At 48.0% G+C, this 17,992-nt stretch carries 17 protein-coding genes, 3 tRNA genes and 1 pseudogene; 15 read left to right on the forward strand and 6 right to left on the reverse strand.

From position 1 onward, the window contains the following. Positions 1-27: 27 nt before the first annotated feature. From rplT to thrS, 4 genes are all read right to left on the reverse strand, one after another. A complete protein-coding gene (gene rplT, locus L6J37_RS11425) occupies positions 28-381 on the reverse strand; it encodes a 50S ribosomal protein L20 (protein WP_027252114.1) in 354 nt (117 codons plus the stop codon). Positions 382-421: 40 nt separating this feature from the next. Continuing rightward, positions 422-616, reverse strand: coding sequence for a 50S ribosomal protein L35 (gene rpmI / locus L6J37_RS11430; protein WP_027252113.1), 195 nt, complete (start codon positions 614-616; stop codon positions 422-424). 95 nt (positions 617-711) lie between these two features. Next, the gene (gene infC, locus L6J37_RS11435) at positions 712-1,263 is read right to left on the reverse strand and encodes a translation initiation factor IF-3 (RefSeq protein WP_192016802.1); all 552 of its coding nucleotides are present in this window, start codon (positions 1,261-1,263) and stop codon (positions 712-714) included. Positions 1,264-1,266: 3 nt separating this feature from the next. Next, positions 1,267-3,195 (reverse strand): threonine--tRNA ligase, encoded by a 1,929-nt coding sequence (gene thrS / locus L6J37_RS11440; protein WP_237795170.1) that lies wholly within the window; start codon positions 3,193-3,195, stop codon positions 1,267-1,269. A 285-nt stretch (positions 3,196-3,480) separates the two neighbouring features. Here thrS and hutC point away from each other — a divergent pair, with 285 nt between their 5' ends. The 7 genes from hutC to L6J37_RS11475 all read left to right on the forward strand — a co-directional run bounded on the left by hutC (position 3,481) and on the right by L6J37_RS11475 (position 11,177). Further along, positions 3,481-4,188, forward strand: a complete 708-nt coding sequence (gene hutC, locus L6J37_RS11445) for a histidine utilization repressor (protein ID WP_192016717.1) — start codon at positions 3,481-3,483, stop codon at positions 4,186-4,188. Between the two features lie 263 nt (positions 4,189-4,451). Further along, positions 4,452-5,681, forward strand: coding sequence for an imidazolonepropionase (gene hutI, locus L6J37_RS11450; protein WP_237795171.1), 1,230 nt, complete (start codon positions 4,452-4,454; stop codon positions 5,679-5,681). A gap of 12 nt (positions 5,682-5,693) precedes the next feature. Next, a complete protein-coding gene (gene hutG, locus L6J37_RS11455; protein ID WP_237795172.1) occupies positions 5,694-6,701 on the forward strand; it encodes a formimidoylglutamase in 1,008 nt (335 codons plus the stop codon). A gap of 24 nt (positions 6,702-6,725) precedes the next feature. Next, complete coding sequence (hutU, locus tag L6J37_RS11460) at positions 6,726-8,411, forward strand: urocanate hydratase (RefSeq protein WP_218385998.1); 1,686 nt, start codon at positions 6,726-6,728, stop codon at positions 8,409-8,411. A 516-nt stretch (positions 8,412-8,927) separates the two neighbouring features. Further along, entirely contained in the window at positions 8,928-9,797 is an 870-nt protein-coding gene (locus L6J37_RS11465; protein WP_192016721.1) for a fructosamine kinase family protein, read from the forward strand. A gap of 81 nt (positions 9,798-9,878) precedes the next feature. Then, on the forward strand, positions 9,879-10,532 hold the full coding sequence (gene hxpB / locus L6J37_RS11470; protein WP_192016722.1) for a hexitol phosphatase HxpB: 654 nt from the start codon (positions 9,879-9,881) through the stop codon (positions 10,530-10,532). 441 nt (positions 10,533-10,973) lie between these two features. Next, positions 10,974-11,177 (forward strand): CPXCG motif-containing cysteine-rich protein, encoded by a 204-nt coding sequence (locus tag L6J37_RS11475; RefSeq protein WP_027252104.1) that lies wholly within the window; start codon positions 10,974-10,976, stop codon positions 11,175-11,177. 60 nt (positions 11,178-11,237) lie between these two features. Here L6J37_RS11475 and L6J37_RS11480 read toward each other — a convergent pair. After that, a pseudogene (locus L6J37_RS11480) lies at positions 11,238-11,348 on the reverse strand (riboflavin synthase); the annotation flags it as partial. 177 nt (positions 11,349-11,525) lie between these two features. Between L6J37_RS11480 and L6J37_RS11485 the strand changes: the two are divergent. The 7 genes from L6J37_RS11485 (at position 11,526) to L6J37_RS11515 (ending at position 15,938) form a co-directional block, all read left to right on the forward strand. Continuing rightward, positions 11,526-12,248 (forward strand): riboflavin synthase subunit alpha, encoded by a 723-nt coding sequence (locus L6J37_RS11485; RefSeq protein ID WP_192016723.1) that lies wholly within the window; start codon positions 11,526-11,528, stop codon positions 12,246-12,248. 282 nt (positions 12,249-12,530) lie between these two features. Next, on the forward strand, positions 12,531-13,901 hold the full coding sequence (locus tag L6J37_RS11490) for an MATE family efflux transporter (protein WP_237795173.1): 1,371 nt from the start codon (positions 12,531-12,533) through the stop codon (positions 13,899-13,901). Positions 13,902-14,001: 100 nt separating this feature from the next. After that, the gene (locus tag L6J37_RS11495; protein WP_237795175.1) at positions 14,002-15,072 is read left to right on the forward strand and encodes a DUF3080 domain-containing protein; all 1,071 of its coding nucleotides are present in this window, start codon (positions 14,002-14,004) and stop codon (positions 15,070-15,072) included. Between the two features lie 139 nt (positions 15,073-15,211). Continuing rightward, complete coding sequence (locus L6J37_RS11500; protein WP_027252100.1) at positions 15,212-15,472, forward strand: DUF5062 family protein; 261 nt, start codon at positions 15,212-15,214, stop codon at positions 15,470-15,472. A gap of 162 nt (positions 15,473-15,634) precedes the next feature. Beyond that, positions 15,635-15,711: transfer RNA gene (locus L6J37_RS11505), tRNA-Val, on the forward strand. Positions 15,712-15,739: 28 nt separating this feature from the next. Next, a tRNA-Val gene (locus L6J37_RS11510) sits at positions 15,740-15,816 on the forward strand. 45 nt (positions 15,817-15,861) lie between these two features. Beyond that, positions 15,862-15,938: transfer RNA gene (locus tag L6J37_RS11515), tRNA-Val, on the forward strand. Positions 15,939-16,183: 245 nt separating this feature from the next. Here L6J37_RS11515 and L6J37_RS11520 read toward each other — a convergent pair. Next, positions 16,184-16,429, reverse strand: coding sequence for a hypothetical protein (locus L6J37_RS11520; RefSeq protein WP_237795177.1), 246 nt, complete (start codon positions 16,427-16,429; stop codon positions 16,184-16,186). Between the two features lie 254 nt (positions 16,430-16,683). Between L6J37_RS11520 and L6J37_RS11525 the strand changes: the two genes are divergently transcribed. Next, positions 16,684-17,988 (forward strand): hypothetical protein, encoded by a 1,305-nt coding sequence (locus L6J37_RS11525; RefSeq protein WP_237795178.1) that lies wholly within the window; start codon positions 16,684-16,686, stop codon positions 17,986-17,988. Positions 17,989-17,992: the final 4 nt, after the last annotated feature.

The following is a 17,992-nucleotide window of genomic DNA, read 5'->3' on the forward strand; positions in this document are numbered from 1 at the left end:
TCCTTATTTCATCAAACTGAACTGAAATTACAGTGCAGCTTTCGCTTTTTCAACCAGAACGGTGAAAGTCGCTTTGTCGAAAACAGCGATATCAGCCAGGATCTTACGATCGATTTCGATAGATGCTTTCTTCAGACCATTGATGAAGGTGCTGTAGGTCATGTCGTTTTGACGTGCCGCAGCATTGATACGTGCAATCCACAGTTGACGGAAAGTACGTTTCTTGTTGCGACGGTCACGGTAAGCGTATTGACCGGCTTTAGTAACTGCTTGGAAAGCTACACGATATACACGTGAACGTGCACCGTAGTAACCTTTAGCTTGTTTAAGAACTTTTTTGTGACGTGCACGCGCTTGTACACCACGTTTTACGCGAGGCATAGGAAACTCCTAACTAAATAAATACGATAACTAAAAACGATTAAGCGAACGGAAGCATACGTGCTACTGCTGCTACTTCACATGCAGGAAGCAGAGAGTTTGGACGTAGCTGACGCTTGTTCTTAGTAGTACGCTTAGTCAGAATGTGACGCTTGGTCGCACGCTTGTACTTAAAACCACCAGCAGTTTTCTTGAAACGCTTAGCAGCACCTTTGTTGGATTTCATCTTAGGCATGATGAGACTCCGCATTGTTGATAGTTAATAACATAGTAATCAGGCGAACAAAAAGCGCTGCACTGAGCAGCGCTTTTGCTACTTGAAGGCCTGAATTACTTCTTCTTAGGGGCAAGCATCATGGTCATTTGGCGACCTTCGACACGACTAGGGAAGCTCTCGACGACAGCGATGTCGACCAGTTCATCCTTAATACGGTTCAGAAGATCGATACCCAGACCTTGGTGGGCCATTTCACGACCGCGGAAACGCAGTGTGACTTTACCCTTGTTGCCCTCTTCTAAAAAGCGAATCAGGTTGCGCAGTTTTACCTGATAGTCGCCTTCATCTGTACCAGGACGGAATTTAACTTCCTTAACCTGGATTTGTTTTTGCTTTTTCTTTTGCTCTTTAGCAGCCTTGCTCTTTTCGAACAGGTACTTGCCATAGTCCATCACTCGACAGACTGGTGGCTCGGCATTAGGGCTGATTTCAACCAGATCGACACCAGCTTCATTCGCTGCACTAATTGCTTCTTCAATAGAAACAACACCGATAGACTCACCATCGATACCAGTTAAACGAACTTCGCGTACGCCACGGATTTCGCCATTGATACGGTGTGCGTTTTGCTTAACTGGTGCTTGAGTTCTTTTTCCGCCTTTAATACCTTATTCCTCCAAAACATTGAGCTTGCGACTGCTAATCTCTTGTTGCATGTACGCAACAAAGTCATCAATCTTAAATTTACCCAAATCGTTACCCTTGCGAGTACGGACCGCAACCTCACCTGCTTCGACTTCTTTGTCACCGCAGACAAGCATATACGGAACTCGCTTTAAAGTATGTTCGCGGATTTTAAAGCCAATTTTCTCATTTCTCAAGTCCGCGTTGACTCGGATTCCACTTTTTTGCAGTTTTTCTACAACTTCGCGAACATATTCTGACTGGCTGTCAGTAATATTCATGACAACTGCTTGTTGTGGCGCCAACCAGGTCGGGAAATAACCCGCGTATTCTTCGATGAGGATACCGATGAAACGTTCGAGGGAGCCAAGAATGGCGCGGTGAATCATAACTGGCGTGTGACGCTCATTATCTTCACCGACATAAGTCGCACCCAGACGCTCAGGCAGAGCAAAGTCTAGCTGAACTGTACCGCACTGCCAAGCACGATCTAAACAATCATGCAAAGTAAATTCAATTTTAGGGCCGTAGAACGCTCCCTCACCTTCCTGAATATCATAAGAAATGTTCATTGATTCCAGTGCGATTTTCAGGTCAGACTCGGCTTTATCCCACATTTCATCGGAACCCACACGCTTCTCAGGGCGTGTCGACAACTTCACCACAATATTGTTGAAGCCGAAGGTTTCATAGGTGTCGTAAACCATCTTAATACAAGAAGTGACTTCTTCCTGCACTTGGTTTTCCGTACAGAAAATGTGCGCATCATCCTGAGTAAAACCACGAACACGCATCAGACCATGCAGTGCGCCTGACGGTTCGTTTCGGTGACAACTGCCGAACTCGGCCATACGTAATGGCAAATCACGGTATGATTTCAGACCCTGATTAAAGATCTGAACGTGCCCCGGACAGTTCATAGGCTTAATCGCATACTCACGCTTTTCAGATTCAGTCGTGAACATGTTTTCTGCGTACTTGTCCCAGTGACCAGAGCGTTCCCACAGAACGCGGTCCATCATCAGCGGACCTTTCACTTCCTGGTAATCATACTCAGTCAGCTTGTCACGGACGAACACTTCCAGCTCACGGAACACAGTCCAGCCGTTGTGATGCCAGAACACCATACCCGGCGCTTCTTGCTGCATATGATACAGATCAAGCTGCTTACCCAGTTTACGGTGGTCACGCTTCGCCGCTTCTTCCAGACGCGTCAGGTGCGCTTTCAGTGCTTTCTTATCATGGAAGGCTGTGCCGTAAATACGCTGCAACATCTTGTTATCGCTGTTACCACGCCAGTAAGCGCCAGCCACATTCAGCAGTTTGAAATGCTGGCAGAAGCCCATGTTCGGCACGTGCGGGCCACGGCACATGTCGATGTATTCTTCGTGATGGTACAAACCCGGACGATCATCGCGAGAGACATTCTCATCCAGGATTTCCATTTTGTACGGTTCGCCACGAGACTCAAAGGTATCACGTGCTTCCTGCCAGCTGACTTTCTTCTTGATAACGTCGTACTTGGTTTTCGCCAGCTCGACCATGCGCTTTTCGATCTTTTCCAGATCGTCAGCCGTCAATGGTTGCTCCAGATCGACGTCATAATAGAAACCGGAATCAATCGTCGGACCGATCGCCATTTTCACATCCGGGTACAATTGCTTGATCGCATGACCCAAAAGGTGAGCACAAGAGTGACGAACGATCTCCAGACCGTCTTCATCTTTTGCGGTGATGATTTCGAGTTTTGCGTCGTTTTCAATCACATCACAGGCATCAACGCGAACACCGTCAACACGACCGGCAATACAGGCTTTCGCCAGGCCAGGGCCGATAGACAGCGCCACATCGAGAGTTGAAACCGGGTTATCAAATTGACGCTGACTGCCGTCAGGAAGAGTAATTACAGGCATTCATTGATCCTTTGTTCAGTGGTGCCACATACCAAGTAGCACATGCAATTTCGTATTTTACCGCCTGCCAAGGAGCAGTACGGTGATGAGATAGTGTCTGTTTCGGTGTGAATTTTGGTACAAATCAAAATTGCTGACCCCAGACAGAAGGCGAATTGTAATGGATTGACTCACAAAACTAAAGATAGAAAAGCCAGTTACCTGTGAGCCACTTGCAAAATAAGGGAAAAGTTGCTTTCATTTGTATAGGCAATTTATAGTCATTAATGACGCAGAGACAACACCATGGCAAGCGCACCGCGTTATCAGCAAATCAAAGAGTATCTCGACCAGAAAATCCAGAGCCGTGAATGGCCACCCGGATATAAGATCCCCACCGAAATTGAGCTGTCAGAGCAGTTTGAAGTCAGTCGGATGACGGCCAATAAAGCTATCAAAGAACTGGTTAACGAAGGATTTCTGGAACGCACACCCCGTTTAGGCACTTTTGTCTGCAATAAAAAAGCCGAATCTCCTTTGATGGAAATTCGGAACATTGCAACGGAAGTCACGAGCCGGGGCCATCAATACTCCAGTAAAGTGATTACACAGCAACAGGTCAAAGCCCGTGATGAAATTGCATTACGCTTAGGCGTACGGCATGACACAACTGTGTATTTCACTCAAATCGTCCATTACGAAAATAAAGTGCCGATTCAACTGGAAGAACGCTGGGTGAATCCTCACTTTGCCCCCGATTATATCCAGCAGGATTTCACGACTCAGACACCCAATGAGTATCTGATGCAGACATGCCCGCTCAGTGATATTGAGCATACTGTCGAAGCCATTCTGCCTCCTTCACATATCAGCGAGTTACTTGAAATGGAGATCGAGTCGCCATGCTTATTGCTCAATCGCCGTACCTGGAGTAACACCAATCTCATCAGTACAGCTTTGCTGTACCACCCCGGCGATAAATACAAACTCAGCTCCAGAACCCGCGTCATTTAACCCTGGTTCGTCTTCAGGCACTTTAAGCCTCGTTGTTTTTTTAGCTATCATATTGATTAGCAAGCCTGATCACTCAGTGGTCAGGCTTTTGTATACTGCATCGTCCGCGCTTGGTACTTCCCTCTCCCGCTGCTAAATACGCTACTGTTAATAGAATCCTTCAACATTGATCACATTTTAATTACATCGCATCTTGAGTTTTATCCGAATTCGGACTTTAATTTGTATATACATATTAGGCAACCAGAGAGAAACTGCTCGCTATGGAACGTATTCTGACCAATCTCAAACTCGTCACCATGGAACCGGAACACGGTTATCAGATCATCGATAACGCCATGGTGATTATCCGTCAGGGTAAGATTAGCTACGCCGGTCCGCAGCAGGCAAACTGGCAGGACACAGTCGACAGCCAGGCAGACATTGTGGATTGCAAGCAGGCTATGGTCACGCCGGGTCTGATCGACTGCCATACTCATCTGGTGTTTGCGGGCAATCGTGCTAACGAATTTGAACAGCGTCTGAACGGTGTGCCTTACGAAGATATCGCCAAGGCCGGTGGTGGCATTTTGTCGACAGTCAGAGCCACGCGCGCAGCCACCGAAGATGAATTGTTTGCATTAGCTTCAGAGCGTCTGGCAGGCCTAAAACGTGACGGCGTCACGACTATCGAAATAAAATCCGGCTATGGCCTGACTACCGAAGATGAGCTGAAAATGCTGCGGGTTGCCCGCCGTATTGGCGAGCAGGCCGATATCAAAGTTTCTACCACACTGCTGGCCGCACACGCATTGCCTCCTGAATATGCCGGACGCAGCGACGATTACATCACCCTGGTATGTGACGAAATTATCCCGGCAGCTGCAAAAGAGAACCTTGCAGATTCAGTAGACGTTTTCTGTGAAGGCATCGGTTTTTCAACCGCACAAAGTGCACGGGTTTTTGCCGCGGCCAAAGCCCATGGCCTGATGATTAAAGGCCATACAGAGCAGCTTTCAAATTTAGGTGGTAGTGCACTGGCAGCCCGTATGGGTGCAACATCTGTCGACCATATTGAATACCTGGACGAAGCCGGTGTTGAAGCACTGGCCGCCCACAACACAGTCGCGACCCTGTTGCCAGGCGCTTTCTATTTCCTGCGTGAAACCCAGCAGCCACCGATCACTCAGCTTCGTGAAAAAGGTGTGCCGATGGCAATTTCCACCGACTTTAACCCCGGCACCTCGCCGATTGCCTCACTGCGTACCATGATGAACATGGCTTGCACCTTCTTCCGCCTGACACCGGAAGAATGCCTGAGAGGTGTTACCGCGCATGCCGCACAAGCGCTGGGCCTGAGTGAGCAATGTGGTCAGATTCGCACAGGTATGGCCGCGGATCTGGCACTGTGGAATCTCGACTCACCAGCAGAGCTGTCCTATCGCATGGGTGTACCGGATTTAATCGCCCGGGTTGTGGATGGCAACCTCTTTTATCAACCTAATAATCAGTAAACAGGAGGCTGTATGCCTATTGATATGAGTGTCTGGCAAGGACGCAGTGATCCTGAAGACGGTAACAAAGGCCTGCGCTGGCACCAGAAAGTGCAACCAGCCGACAATGCCAATGAAAGCGGCATCATGCTGCTCGGCTTCGCCTGTGATGAAGGTGTCTCTCGTAACAAAGGCCGTACCGGCGCTTATGATGCTCCGATCGCGATACGCCGCGCATTGGCCAATCTGGCCTGGCACCACGAAGAGCCCGTTTATGACGGCGGCAACATCAGCTGCGACGACAGCAATCTGGAACTGGCGCAATACCGGCTGGCAGAAGATGTAAGCCGCGCCCTGCGTCAGCGCCACAAAGTGATCGTATTTGGCGGCGGGCATGAAGTGGCCTGGGGATCGTTTCAGGGCATAGGCAATTATCTGGTGCAAAAGCAGCATGTTGCCGGCAACGAGAATGAAGAACAGCAACCGCCGCGTGTCGGCATCATCAACTTTGATGCTCACTTCGACCTGCGTAATCCGCCGGGTGGCAAGCAGTCGGAGAAAGGCAGCTCAGGCACCCCGTTCCATCAGGCTGCCCGTTTCTGCGAAATGCATAACTGGCCATTCAAATATGCCTGCCTGGGACTGGCGCGTACCAGTAACACCCAGGCGCTGTATGAAAAAGCCGACCGTTTAGGGGTGCTTTACAAAGATGACCATGAACTGGTTCATCACAAGATGGAACCGACACTGACAGAGCTTCAGCGATTTATTGATCAGTGTGATTACCTCTATCTGACCATTGATCTGGACGTTTTCCCGGCCTCCGTGGCACCGGGGGTCAGTGCCCCGGCTGCGCGCGGTGTGCCATTAGACATCGTTGAAATGCTGCTGGAACCGATTTTAAAAGCCAGAACGCCGAAAGGAGAATCGAAGATCCTGGTCGCGGATCTGGCTGAGTACAACCCACGTTTTGACATTGATAATCAAACTGCACGGTTAGCTGCACGGCTTGCCTGGACAATCGCCCGCGCTATTCGTTAACCAGAGAGCGGCAAGGAGAGCAAAATGACGCAACAACAGAATCCACGTCTGGACACGACACGCACCATAGAAGCACCGACTGGCACCAAACTGAATGCCAAGTCATGGCTGACAGAAGCACCGCTGCGTATGCTGATGAATAACCTGCACCCTGATGTGGCTGAACACCCTCACTCTCTGGTGGTCTATGGTGGTATTGGCCGTGCAGCCCGTAACTGGGAATGTTATGACAAGATTGTTGAAGTTCTGAAGCGTCTGGAAGATGACGAAACCCTGCTGGTGCAGTCCGGTAAACCTGTCGGGGTGTTCAAAACGCACAGCAACGCGCCTCGCGTACTGATTGCCAACTCCAATATCGTGCCACACTGGGCGAACTGGGAGCACTTCAACGAGCTGGATAAAAAAGGCCTGATGATGTACGGCCAGATGACCGCGGGCAGCTGGATCTATATCGGCTCGCAAGGCATCGTTCAGGGCACCTACGAAACCTTTGTTGCTATGGCGCGCAAGCATTTCAATGGCGATGCCTCCGGTCGCTGGGTATTGACCGGCGGCTTGGGCGGCATGGGCGGTGCTCAGCCTCTGGCGGCCACCATGGCTGGTTTCTCTATGATCGCCGTTGAGTGTGATGAATCACGTATCGATTACCGTCTGCGTACCGGTTATGTGGACTGTAAAGCCACCACGCTGGACGAAGCACTGGCTATCATTGAAAAGTCCAAACAAACCGGCAAGCCGGTTTCTGTTGGCCTGCTGGGTAACGCGGCTGATGTCTTCCCTGAGCTGGTGAAGCGCGGCATCGTACCAGACTGCACCACTGACCAGACATCAGCCCACGATCCGCTGAATGGCTACCTGCCTCAGGGCTGGAGCATGGAACATGCGGCAGAAATGCGTCTGCAAGACGAAGCCGCGGTGGTCAAAGCAGCAAAAGCATCAATGGCAATTCAGGTACAGGCAATGCTGGATCTGCAAAAAGCGGGTTCTGCAACCGTCGACTACGGCAACAACATTCGCCAGATGGCGCTGGAAGAAGGCGTTGAAAACGCATTCGACTTCCCGGGATTCGTGCCGGCTTATATTCGCCCGCTGTTCTGTGAAGGCGTGGGTCCGTTCCGCTGGGCTGCCCTGTCCGGCGATCCGGAAGACATCTACAAAACCGATCAGAAGGTCAAAGAGCTGATCCCGGATAACCCGCATCTGCACAACTGGCTGGACATGGCACGCGAGCGTATTCAGTTCCAGGGGCTGCCGGCACGTATCTGCTGGGTGGGCCTGAAAGACCGTGCGCGACTGGGTCTTGCATTCAACCAAATGGTGCGTAACGGCGAACTGAAAGCGCCTGTCGTGATTGGCCGTGACCACCTGGATTCAGGCTCTGTCTCCAGCCCTAACCGCGAAACGGAAGGCATGATGGACGGTTCAGACACTGTGTCCGACTGGCCACTGCTCAATGCCCTGCTGAACACGGCATCCGGTGCGACCTGGGTTTCTCTGCACCACGGTGGTGGCGTAGGTATGGGCTTCTCTCAGCACTCAGGCATGGTGATCGTGTGTGACGGTACCGATGAAGCCGAAGAGCGCATCCGCCGCGTACTGCGTAACGACCCGGGCACTGGTGTGATGCGTCACGCTGATGCCGGCTACGACATTGCGATCAACTGTGCCAAAGAACAGGGCCTTGATCTGCCGATGATCACTGACAAATAATTCGAGCCGGAACAATGACTATGTTTCAACTAGAAATCCTACCGGACAAAATGCGTTTGCCGCTGCTGCTTGAAGCAAGCTATAACGATCTGAAGCCAGAATCTTTACTGCCAAGTCTCTGATTCAAAGCCATCAAATTCAGCGAAACAACCAAGCCGGGTTCTCTCCCGGCTTTTTTTATCTGATTCTGTTATTAAAAACTGCTTTGATATGAATTTTGCTGCCCTGCACTTTTCAATTGACTGTTTTTGTTATTTAAGTCAGCTAATCGGCAAACATATAGTCTATGCTGTGATGAGGTAAAGCGCGGGGCGACTGACAAAAAATCACTATAATCACGTCAGTCAGGGATAGCGGTGAGCATGGCTCGTTCAGGTTCGCAGAACCAGAATCTACTTGCATCCATAGAATTGCCCCAACAGATTTGGCGTCACTGTCTTTATATAATCCAGCCCAAGCGCTGTATTATTGTTTATTATGATTTGTACCCAAACTGGTTTGTGCCCGGAGGATGCTATGTGGCAAGCGATTTCCCATCAGCTATCAGACGTACTTGATCAACCCTTTACCATCCGGGAGCGAAATACACTCCCTGGGGGGGACGTCAACGAATGCTATTGCATCAGCGATGGCGATCAAAGGTACTTCATCAAGCTTAATGAGAAAGAGCAGCTTCCCGTTTTTGAAGCAGAAGCGGAAAATCTGCGCGTCCTGCAGGAAACAAACTCAGTATCAGTGCCTACAAGCCGGCATATGGGCATAAGCCGGGATAAAGCCTTCCTCGTCCTCGATTTCATGCCCATGAAAAGTCTGGACACCGAATCGGCCCACACACTTGGCCAGCAACTGGCGCACCTTCATAAATGGGGCGAACAGCCTGAATACGGCTTCGACATAGACAATTTCATTGGCCTGACTCCTCAGCCCAATCAGTGGCGACGAAAATGGTGTCGCTTTTTCGCAGAACAGCGGATTGCCTGGCAATTGCAAATCTGTGAGGAGAAAGGCATCGATTTTGGCAGTATTGATGTCATCACAGGCAATGTGATTGACATCTTGTCGGCACATCAGCCAAAACCTTCCTTGCTGCATGGCGATTTATGGCATGGAAATACAGCACTCAGTGTAGATGGCCCGGTCATTTATGACCCCGCCTGCTACTGGGGTGACAGGGAATGCGACATTGCTATGACAGAGCTGTTCGGCGGATTTCCCGACAGTTTCTACAATGGCTATCAGTCTGTATTTCCGCTGGATGACGGCTACAAACAACGTCGCGACCTGTACAACCTTTACCACCTGCTGAACCACTGCAATCTCTTTGGTGGCGAATATCTGGATCAGGCTGAACGCTGTATTCGCAGGCTTAATCTGAGTAGCAATTAAAGGATAATCCAGGCTACCGTCTGCAGAGTTGAAGTGATAAAGTTCACATTCTTTATCCTTTCAGCTCAAGACAGGAACAGTATGTTAAAAGCCGCAATCTTTGATATGGATGGCCTTCTGGTCGACTCAGAACCTTTCTGGCAACGTGCTCAGGTTGAGGTATTCTCTTCACTGGGTGTCACGATTTCACAGCAGGAAACGCTGGAAACCATGGGGTTGCGAATCGATCACATTGTTGATCTCTGGTTCGAACGCCAGCCATGGCAAGGCCCGACTTGCCAGGACGTCAACACCCTGATTACCAAACGTGTGGAAGAACTGGTTCAAGAGCACAAACCTATGCTGCCTGGTGTGCGCGAAGCCATACAGACGTGCCAGGATATGGGCATAACCATTGCTCTGGCCTCGTCTTCTCCTATGAGCCTGATTCATGCCACCTTAGATGCCCTGTCACTGACAGATCATTTCAGTGCCTTGTTCTCTGCCGAGCACCTTCGTTTTGGTAAGCCTCACCCGGAAGTGTACCTGAATGCCGCCGATGAACTGGGTGTTGAACCTCACCACTGTGTGGCCTTTGAAGATTCACTTAACGGCTTGCTGGCTGTCAAAGCTGCCCGCATGAAAAGTATCGTAGTGCCAGAGCAGCAACACCGTTCCGATCTGCGTTGGTCGATCGCAGACAGAAAACTTAACTCGCTGCTCGAAGTAAACAAAGAATTAATAGCCAGCCTTTAATCAGCTTGAAGAATGATTGGTCTGTTTGTCGCGAATCACAAATAGGCTGATCATTCTATTTCACAAAACATTCATCCATTCTGACATCAAAAGCGTCACTATAGACCCATTTTCTGTCAATCAGCTTCACATTACCCTTAGCTTGTCTACTTTGTTCTTATCAACTTTCTAAGCGACAAAGCCCCCTCAGTTAAAACTTCTCAGCAATTCAAAGTTTGCAGTTAATTCACGGCAAAAACTAATCCGTATCGCTAGGATTAACTTAACGGTTAGCAAACCTATACCCATCGTTTTTGGTGCGATTGTCCGGTAAGAAACAACGTCTGATTTCCAACCCGTCAATGGCTTCAAAGGCGAAAGAGTCAAGACTCTCCAGTATGGACACTGGCAGCGGTATGAATGTGCCAATTAGTATCAGGTACATAATGTAAGGAGCAGAAAATGAAGAACTATAGTGAACAGAGTGTGACTTGTCCGCATTGTGGCCACCATATCCGAATTACCCTGGACAGCAGTGCCGGCAGTCAGGAATTTTACGATGATTGCCCCGCGTGTTGCCATGCGATCCACTTGAACATGCAGGTGGATGAATTACACAAAACCATTCACCTGTTTGTAGACGCTGACGACGAGCAGATTTTTTAACGTTCGAATCCACACGCCCCTCTGATGAGAGGGCGTGTGGATTGATGCAAATGATTTCCTTTAGCCTCTCGCTACCATCACCCTTTCCACCGTATCCACCACAGCCTGCGTCTGAGGATCAATCTCTATATTGATCACATCGCCTTTTTGGCGCGCTGACAGGTTTGTCTTGTTACACCGCTGTTCAGACCCGCTTCTTTGGCTTTCTGATTATTGGTGAGATGAAAATGAAAAGGAATTTAGCTGTAGTTATTGCGACCGATGACAGCTCACTCTATCAATTACATTACAACTGGTTCAAAATACTGATTACTACGCTGCCACATTGGTACAACAGGAGAGCCAACAATGTTCACGGGTATAATTCAGTCTGTCGCGCTTATTTCATCCATAAGTGACCACAAGGGTATCAGAACGTTTAACATTGAGTTTGAATCTGGTTTCTGCGAAAACCTAGAAATTGGTGCTAGCGTTGCGGTTGATGGTGTTTGCTTAACAGTCACTGAGATCGTAACTTCGACACAAGTTAAGTTTGACGTGATGCTGAAGAGCCTTGAGATAACCACTCTTAGTGAATACAAACAAAACCAAAGAGTTAATGTAGAGCGTGCAGCGAAAGATGGCGCAGAAATCGGTGGACATCCGCTATCAGGACACATTGATTTCAAAACGTCAGTTCTTGACGTGCAACAAATCGATGATAACTATCGAGTACGTATTTCAACACCACAAAACTGGGCCAAATACATCTTCCCTAAAGGCTATATTGCTTTGAATGGAGCCAGTTTGACTGTTTCTGACGTGAATAAAAGCGAGGGCTGGTTCGATGTTTGGCTAATCCCTGAAACTCGCAGAATGACGACATTTGAAGGAAAGCAGAGCGGTTCAAATATCAATGTCGAAATTGAACGTGGTACTCAAGTGGTTGTTGATACTGTGCGCGATGCCATTGACGAAAAAATGGGGGCTTTAATGCCGCTCTTTGAGAAGTTTTTAACCTCAAACAACGCGGATATCGATTCTATCGGCCAAGCAGCACAAAAAGCACTCTCAAAGTCTGAAAACAACTGAAGTTTTGTCTTATGTTGTTGATTTACAATTATCCACTTCCCCTTTAGTGAGAGAATGCAAAACTTCAGTTTAAGCTGACTCAGCATAGGGGAAGTGGACATAGCCAGTCCTGCAGTCCCGCTGCATTGTGATAACCTCAAACAGTGCGGCAACACAAAAAAAAGCAGAGAAGTGCTGAATTGTGATACAGATTGAATAAATCATTGTCAGTATCAGTGAAGCCGATATAATCCACTGTGAAGATTATTCCAATAATAGATTACCTGCCCTCTGGAGCATTTCGTGCATCTTTATCGTCTAGAAACTAAGCGACTGTTAAAACTCGCTATTCCTGTTTTGATCGCCTCTGTCGCACAGACGGCAATGAGTTTTATTGATACTGTGATGGCTGGCGGTGTCAGTGCCACCGATATGGCCGCTGTCTCGGTCGCCTCCAGCGTCTGGATGCCTGCCATTCTGTTTGGCATTGGTGTGCTATTTGCGATGGTGCCCATTGTGGCCCAGCTCAACGGTTCTGGCCAGAAAGACAAAATTCCGTTTCAGGTTCAACAAAGCTTTGTATTGTCTTTACTCTTGTCAGTCCCAATCATACTGGTGCTCTATAATGCGGGCATCTTAATTGATTACATGGCCGTCGAACCTGTACTGGCAGAGAAAACCATTGGTTACTTACACGCCGTTCTTTATGCTGTTCCGGCCCTGCTGCTGTTTCAGGCATTGCGCAGCTTTTCTGAAGGCCTGTCGCTGACCGTTCCCGGTATGGTGATTGGTTTCATCGGGTTGTTAGCCAACATTCCGCTTAACTGGATCTTTGTTTACGGTAAATTCGGCGCTCCGGCGCTTGGCGGAATCGGCTGCGGTGTTGCCACTGCCATTGTGTACTGGCTGATGTACTTCTCGATGCTGGTTTATGTACTGATGAACCGAAAACTCAACCGCGTTGGGCTATTCCACACCTGGTATCGCCCAGAGTTGAAAGCTATTGTGCGTCAGTTCAAGCTTGGGTTTCCGATTGCAGCCGCATTATTTTTTGAAGTTTCAATCTTTGCGGCAATTGCACTGCTGATCGCGCCTCTGGGTTCGATTGTTGTCGCCGCCCACCAGATTGCCATCAACTTCTCTTCGCTGGTCTTCATGTTACCTATGAGTTTAGGTGCTGCAGTCAGCATCCGTGTCGGACACCAATTAGGTGAGCAAAACTTTGATGGTGCGAAAATTTCCAGCCACTGCGGTATCTGGGTTGGCGTGGCTATTTCGGTTGCGACGGCTGTTTTGACGATCATTTTCCGCGAACAGATTGGCTTGCTATATACCGACAACACAGAGGTGATTATGCTGGCGACTCAGCTCTTGTTCCTTGCGGCGGTTTATCAGTGCAGTGATGCCGTTCAAGTGGTTGCTGCCGGTGCACTACGTGGTTACAAAGACATGCGGGCCATTTTTATCCGCACCTTTATTGCCTATTGGGTTTTTGGTCTGCCGATCGGGTATGCACTTGGCATGACGCACCTGTTCGCCGCACCAATGGGACCACACGGCTTCTGGATTGGTACGATTGTTGGCTTAACCGCTGCAGCATTAATGCTGACAGTGCGCCTGCTTTGGTTGCAACGTCAAGACCATGATTTCCAGCTGGCAATGTCGGTACAATAACCGGACTCCCCCTTCCCTAAGGCAGCAAACGCTGCCTTTTCTTTATCTGAAAACTCAATCTGTTAGCTTATACTGTTATAAAAATCCCAGAATAACGATCATGCGCCGACGCTTTCTTTCATATCCGCTTAACAAAAACAAGCTGCTGATTCAGCTCGCATTGCTCAGCCTGCTCATTATACTGGCCGGTTGTGGCCGTCAGTCCTCAGATAACCAGTTTGCGGACTATGCTGATCGTCTGGCCTCTGTGCTGGATGTGAGTTCCCCGAAAGAGCCGGATACCCGGATACCGCCTCTTCCCGAGGTCGGCGATATGCTACAGCGCACCGAAGATGTCAGAATGGGACTGTTTGACGCCTATGAACTCAGAAAATGCGGCTTGTTTCATCTCATCGCAGAGCGCAACTCTGTACTGGGAAAAGTGCAGGACAGAACCCGCCAGTTACGCTACGAGTTGCTGTTATTAGACGGTATCGGCCACTGTATCGCGACATTGCCCGAGGACGATAATGTCAGAGCACAGCTGATAGAAGTTCAGACCACGAAACAAGATGACCTGCCTAAATACCTGTGGAACATGCTGCTCACTGGTGAAGAGTGGCAAAAACAATTTAAGCCGACACACTCCGCCTTTGCGCTGGGCACGATTCCAGATGCCACTGCCACCCTGCAGGCGATGAGCGGATTAGCGCACATTGCCAGCCAGATTTCGGCGCGGCACAGCGTCTCCGCTCAGTCCGCTGAGCGCCTGCTCAGCTATGAAGAAAACATCCACACCTCGCGTTATCTTGGTCAGCTTTTTTACTCAATGGCCCGTGCCACTGACTGGCTGAACACCACAACCGCACTACTGAGCCAAAACGACGCCACAGTCGTGTGCGAGCCCAACCGAAACCAGCAGAAAGCCAACTTTCTAGAGAACGTATTCTATAAATTTTTCGTTACGGATATTCAGCCATACCTTGCCAACCTTGATGCCCGCTACCAGGACATTCAGCCGGATCTGCACACCCTGTTTGCTATCCCTAACCGCCCTGCTGCGCTCGCCGATTATCACAGCTTCTATATAGACGGTGACATACACCGCCAATTTCGTGACGCTACTCTCAACCACGTCTCATACTGGCAGACCTTGTTCAAGCGTTGTGGGATAAACGTCGGACAGCCATAGGGTAGCTGGTCTTTGCCGTTCATTTTCATCGCCTTGCCGAAACACCTTTAACTGCCTTACAGATGAATGACCATGGGCTCAAAAAATCAACGCCCCTACTATGCTTTACATACAGGCCACAATCAGGGAACGAGATAGAATGAAAAAAATCAAAAACGAACAAAAACTGATTAAGAAAGCCATGGAAATAGGCATCGCCTTTGCCAAAAAACAGGGTTACGAAGACTTCGACAAAGGCATTTCAGATAAAGAAAAAGTGGAATGTATCTACCGGTTACTGGTTGATGTTAAGCAGATCACCCCGCTTTCTCCCGATCAGGAAGACGGCCCCAATATGAAACATAAACTGGCTATCTGGATCTCCCGCTTACTGCCGCCGGATCATGAGCTTTTGCAATAATTTTTACCCTGAAAACAACCACTCAGTGCCTGATTCAGCGTCAGGCAGTACAAGTAACAATCAAACAGTCACGAAAAATAAAAAAAGCCAACTCAAACACTTGCGCCAGTGGGTCTGAGTCGCTAATATTCACCCCGTTCTCAAGCAGGACGATTCAATGATACGACCGTAGCTCAGCTGGTTAGAGCACCACCTTGACATGGTGGGGGTCGGTGGTTCGAGTCCACTCGGTCGTACCAAATCCTGCATTAGAATAACTTAAAATATGCGTCTGTAGCTCAGCTGGTTAGAGTATCGCCTTGACATGGCGGGGGTCGGTGGTTCGAGTCCACTCAGACGCACCAAATTTTTTCAATATGCCAAAGCGTGTTGAAGCAAAACTGAATAAAGCGTCTGTAGCTCAGCTGGTTAGAGTATCGCCTTGACATGGCGGGGGTCGGTGGTTCGAGTCCACTCAGACGCACCATACAGAGAAGCCCGTTCGAAAGAACGGGCTTTTTGTTTGTCTGCTATCTTTTGTCCCCCACATGTTTTCGTTTCCCCAAAGATTATATTCACCAGTAGCTCATAACAGTTAATTGAAACAATTTCCTGATACTGGCCGTTCTGCCCTTGTTCGTTGCTGACGTCATTGGGATGAATTTCGGCGCTCATATAATTATCCACTTCTGGTTCAGCTGATAGTCCAATTTGAGCAGCTCCCGCCAGCTCTTAAGGAACAACTCTGGGCCGAGGTGATACGTGATGTTTTTTCCAATGCGGCAGAAGCAGCAAGCTGTCGAAGGCTTTCTTCAGTTCGGAGGCACTCAGGGAAAGTTCTAATTGGGTGCAGTTATCCAGGTATTCGCCTCCGCCTGTGGAGACGCGCGTTTTCCTATGCCGAGCCCCCTCCACCCCTTGGTCGGTGATGGTGTGGTGATGAAGAACAGGTGAGATATTGAGAAATAAGCTGCGCATTACCTGATTCTTTCTGAAAACTAAAGCCAGTCATCATCAGGGCTTGGACACCGCAGTAAGATTGTGAGTTGCGCACTCTACCCTTATGCGCAATTGGGTCTGATAAAAAGTTCTAAGACTTTAGGGGATGAGATATAGCTCCGAGTTTAAATTGAAACATTCCTAGAATGACAAAAAAGTGATACACGCACATGCATTCTTTTTGCACTAAAACTAATCTAAAGCTACCAATACGTTAATGAAACCAATTGATCATGACAGCTGAAATTGCAATCTATAACAAATCTGCAGTTGCTCTTGCCGCTGACTCTGCTGTGACAATAGCAGGAGACGGTGTACATAAAATTTACAATGGAGCAGAGAAACTTTTTGCTCTGTCAAAACAACATCCTGTTGGGATTATGGTGTATGACTCAGGCTCATTATGTGATGTGCCATGGGAAATCATAATCAAACAATATCGCAAACACCTAGGCGGTAATAGTTTCCATTACGTCCAGGATTATGCTGATGATTTTTGGCAGTTCCTTGAAAATCATCAGTTAATTATTCCAGATAAGTTCAAAAAACAGAGTTTACGCCGCCTTTATAACACCATTTTTCATAACGAAATCATTGATGGCGCAGAAAAGCTCGTCAAACAAAAAATAGACGAAAAGAAAGCCCCTCTAACCCATTCAGAGACTTATGAGTTACTCGAAGAACAATGCAAAAGGTTAACTAGAGCAGCTGTTGAAGAGCCATTTCTAAATAATTTTGACGAAAATGACGTCAAAAATGCAAGAACATATGCATCTACTGTGGCAACTGAGCTTTGCCATACTCTTTTGCCACACTCAATAGAAGCGGTTCCAAACAGTCTTATCGATGCAATCGAAGTCTTATTTAGTGAAATTGTTTGCAGAAAAATAGACATAGGAAACTTGACAGGAGTTGTGTTCGCCGGCTTCGGAGAGAATGAGTATTTTCCTGCGGTGCATGCTTTTGACGTGCATGGTTTTTTAGACAAAAAGCTAAGATTGTTTAAAAATGACAATAAATCATGTACTAGCGGTGACGTTGGGCTTACAGCATACGCACAGGATGAAGAAGTAACTGTATTTATGTCAGGAATCAGCGACAAACTCCATAATAAAATCAAGTATGAGAATTCAAATGTATTCCGAAAGATTTTATCTGAGGTTGGAGCTATTCTTGATGGTAATATAAAAGATGAAATACTCAAAAAACAACTTAAAGATCAAGTGGTTAACAAGGCAGCTGACCTTTGGGGTAACGCTAATGATAAAATTAGCGCTCTTATAAAAGAAAATTATATAGATAAAGTACTTGGTATGATAGAGTTCCTGCCCAAGCAGGATTTAGCTGAAATGGCTGAGTCACTAGTCAATCTAACTGCTTTCAAGCGTAAAGTATCAGATGACAGTGAAACAGTTGGTGGTCCGATAGATGTTGCTATCATATCTAAAGGGGATGGTTTCATTTGGGTCAAGCGAAAGCATTATTTTGAGAAAGCTTTGAACCAACATTACTTCAATAACATGGCTAATGGAGCGTAATCTC

It is taken from the genome of Photobacterium sp. WH77 (assembly GCF_022014395.1).
Lineage (GTDB): Bacteria > Pseudomonadota > Gammaproteobacteria > Enterobacterales > Vibrionaceae > Photobacterium > Photobacterium arenosum.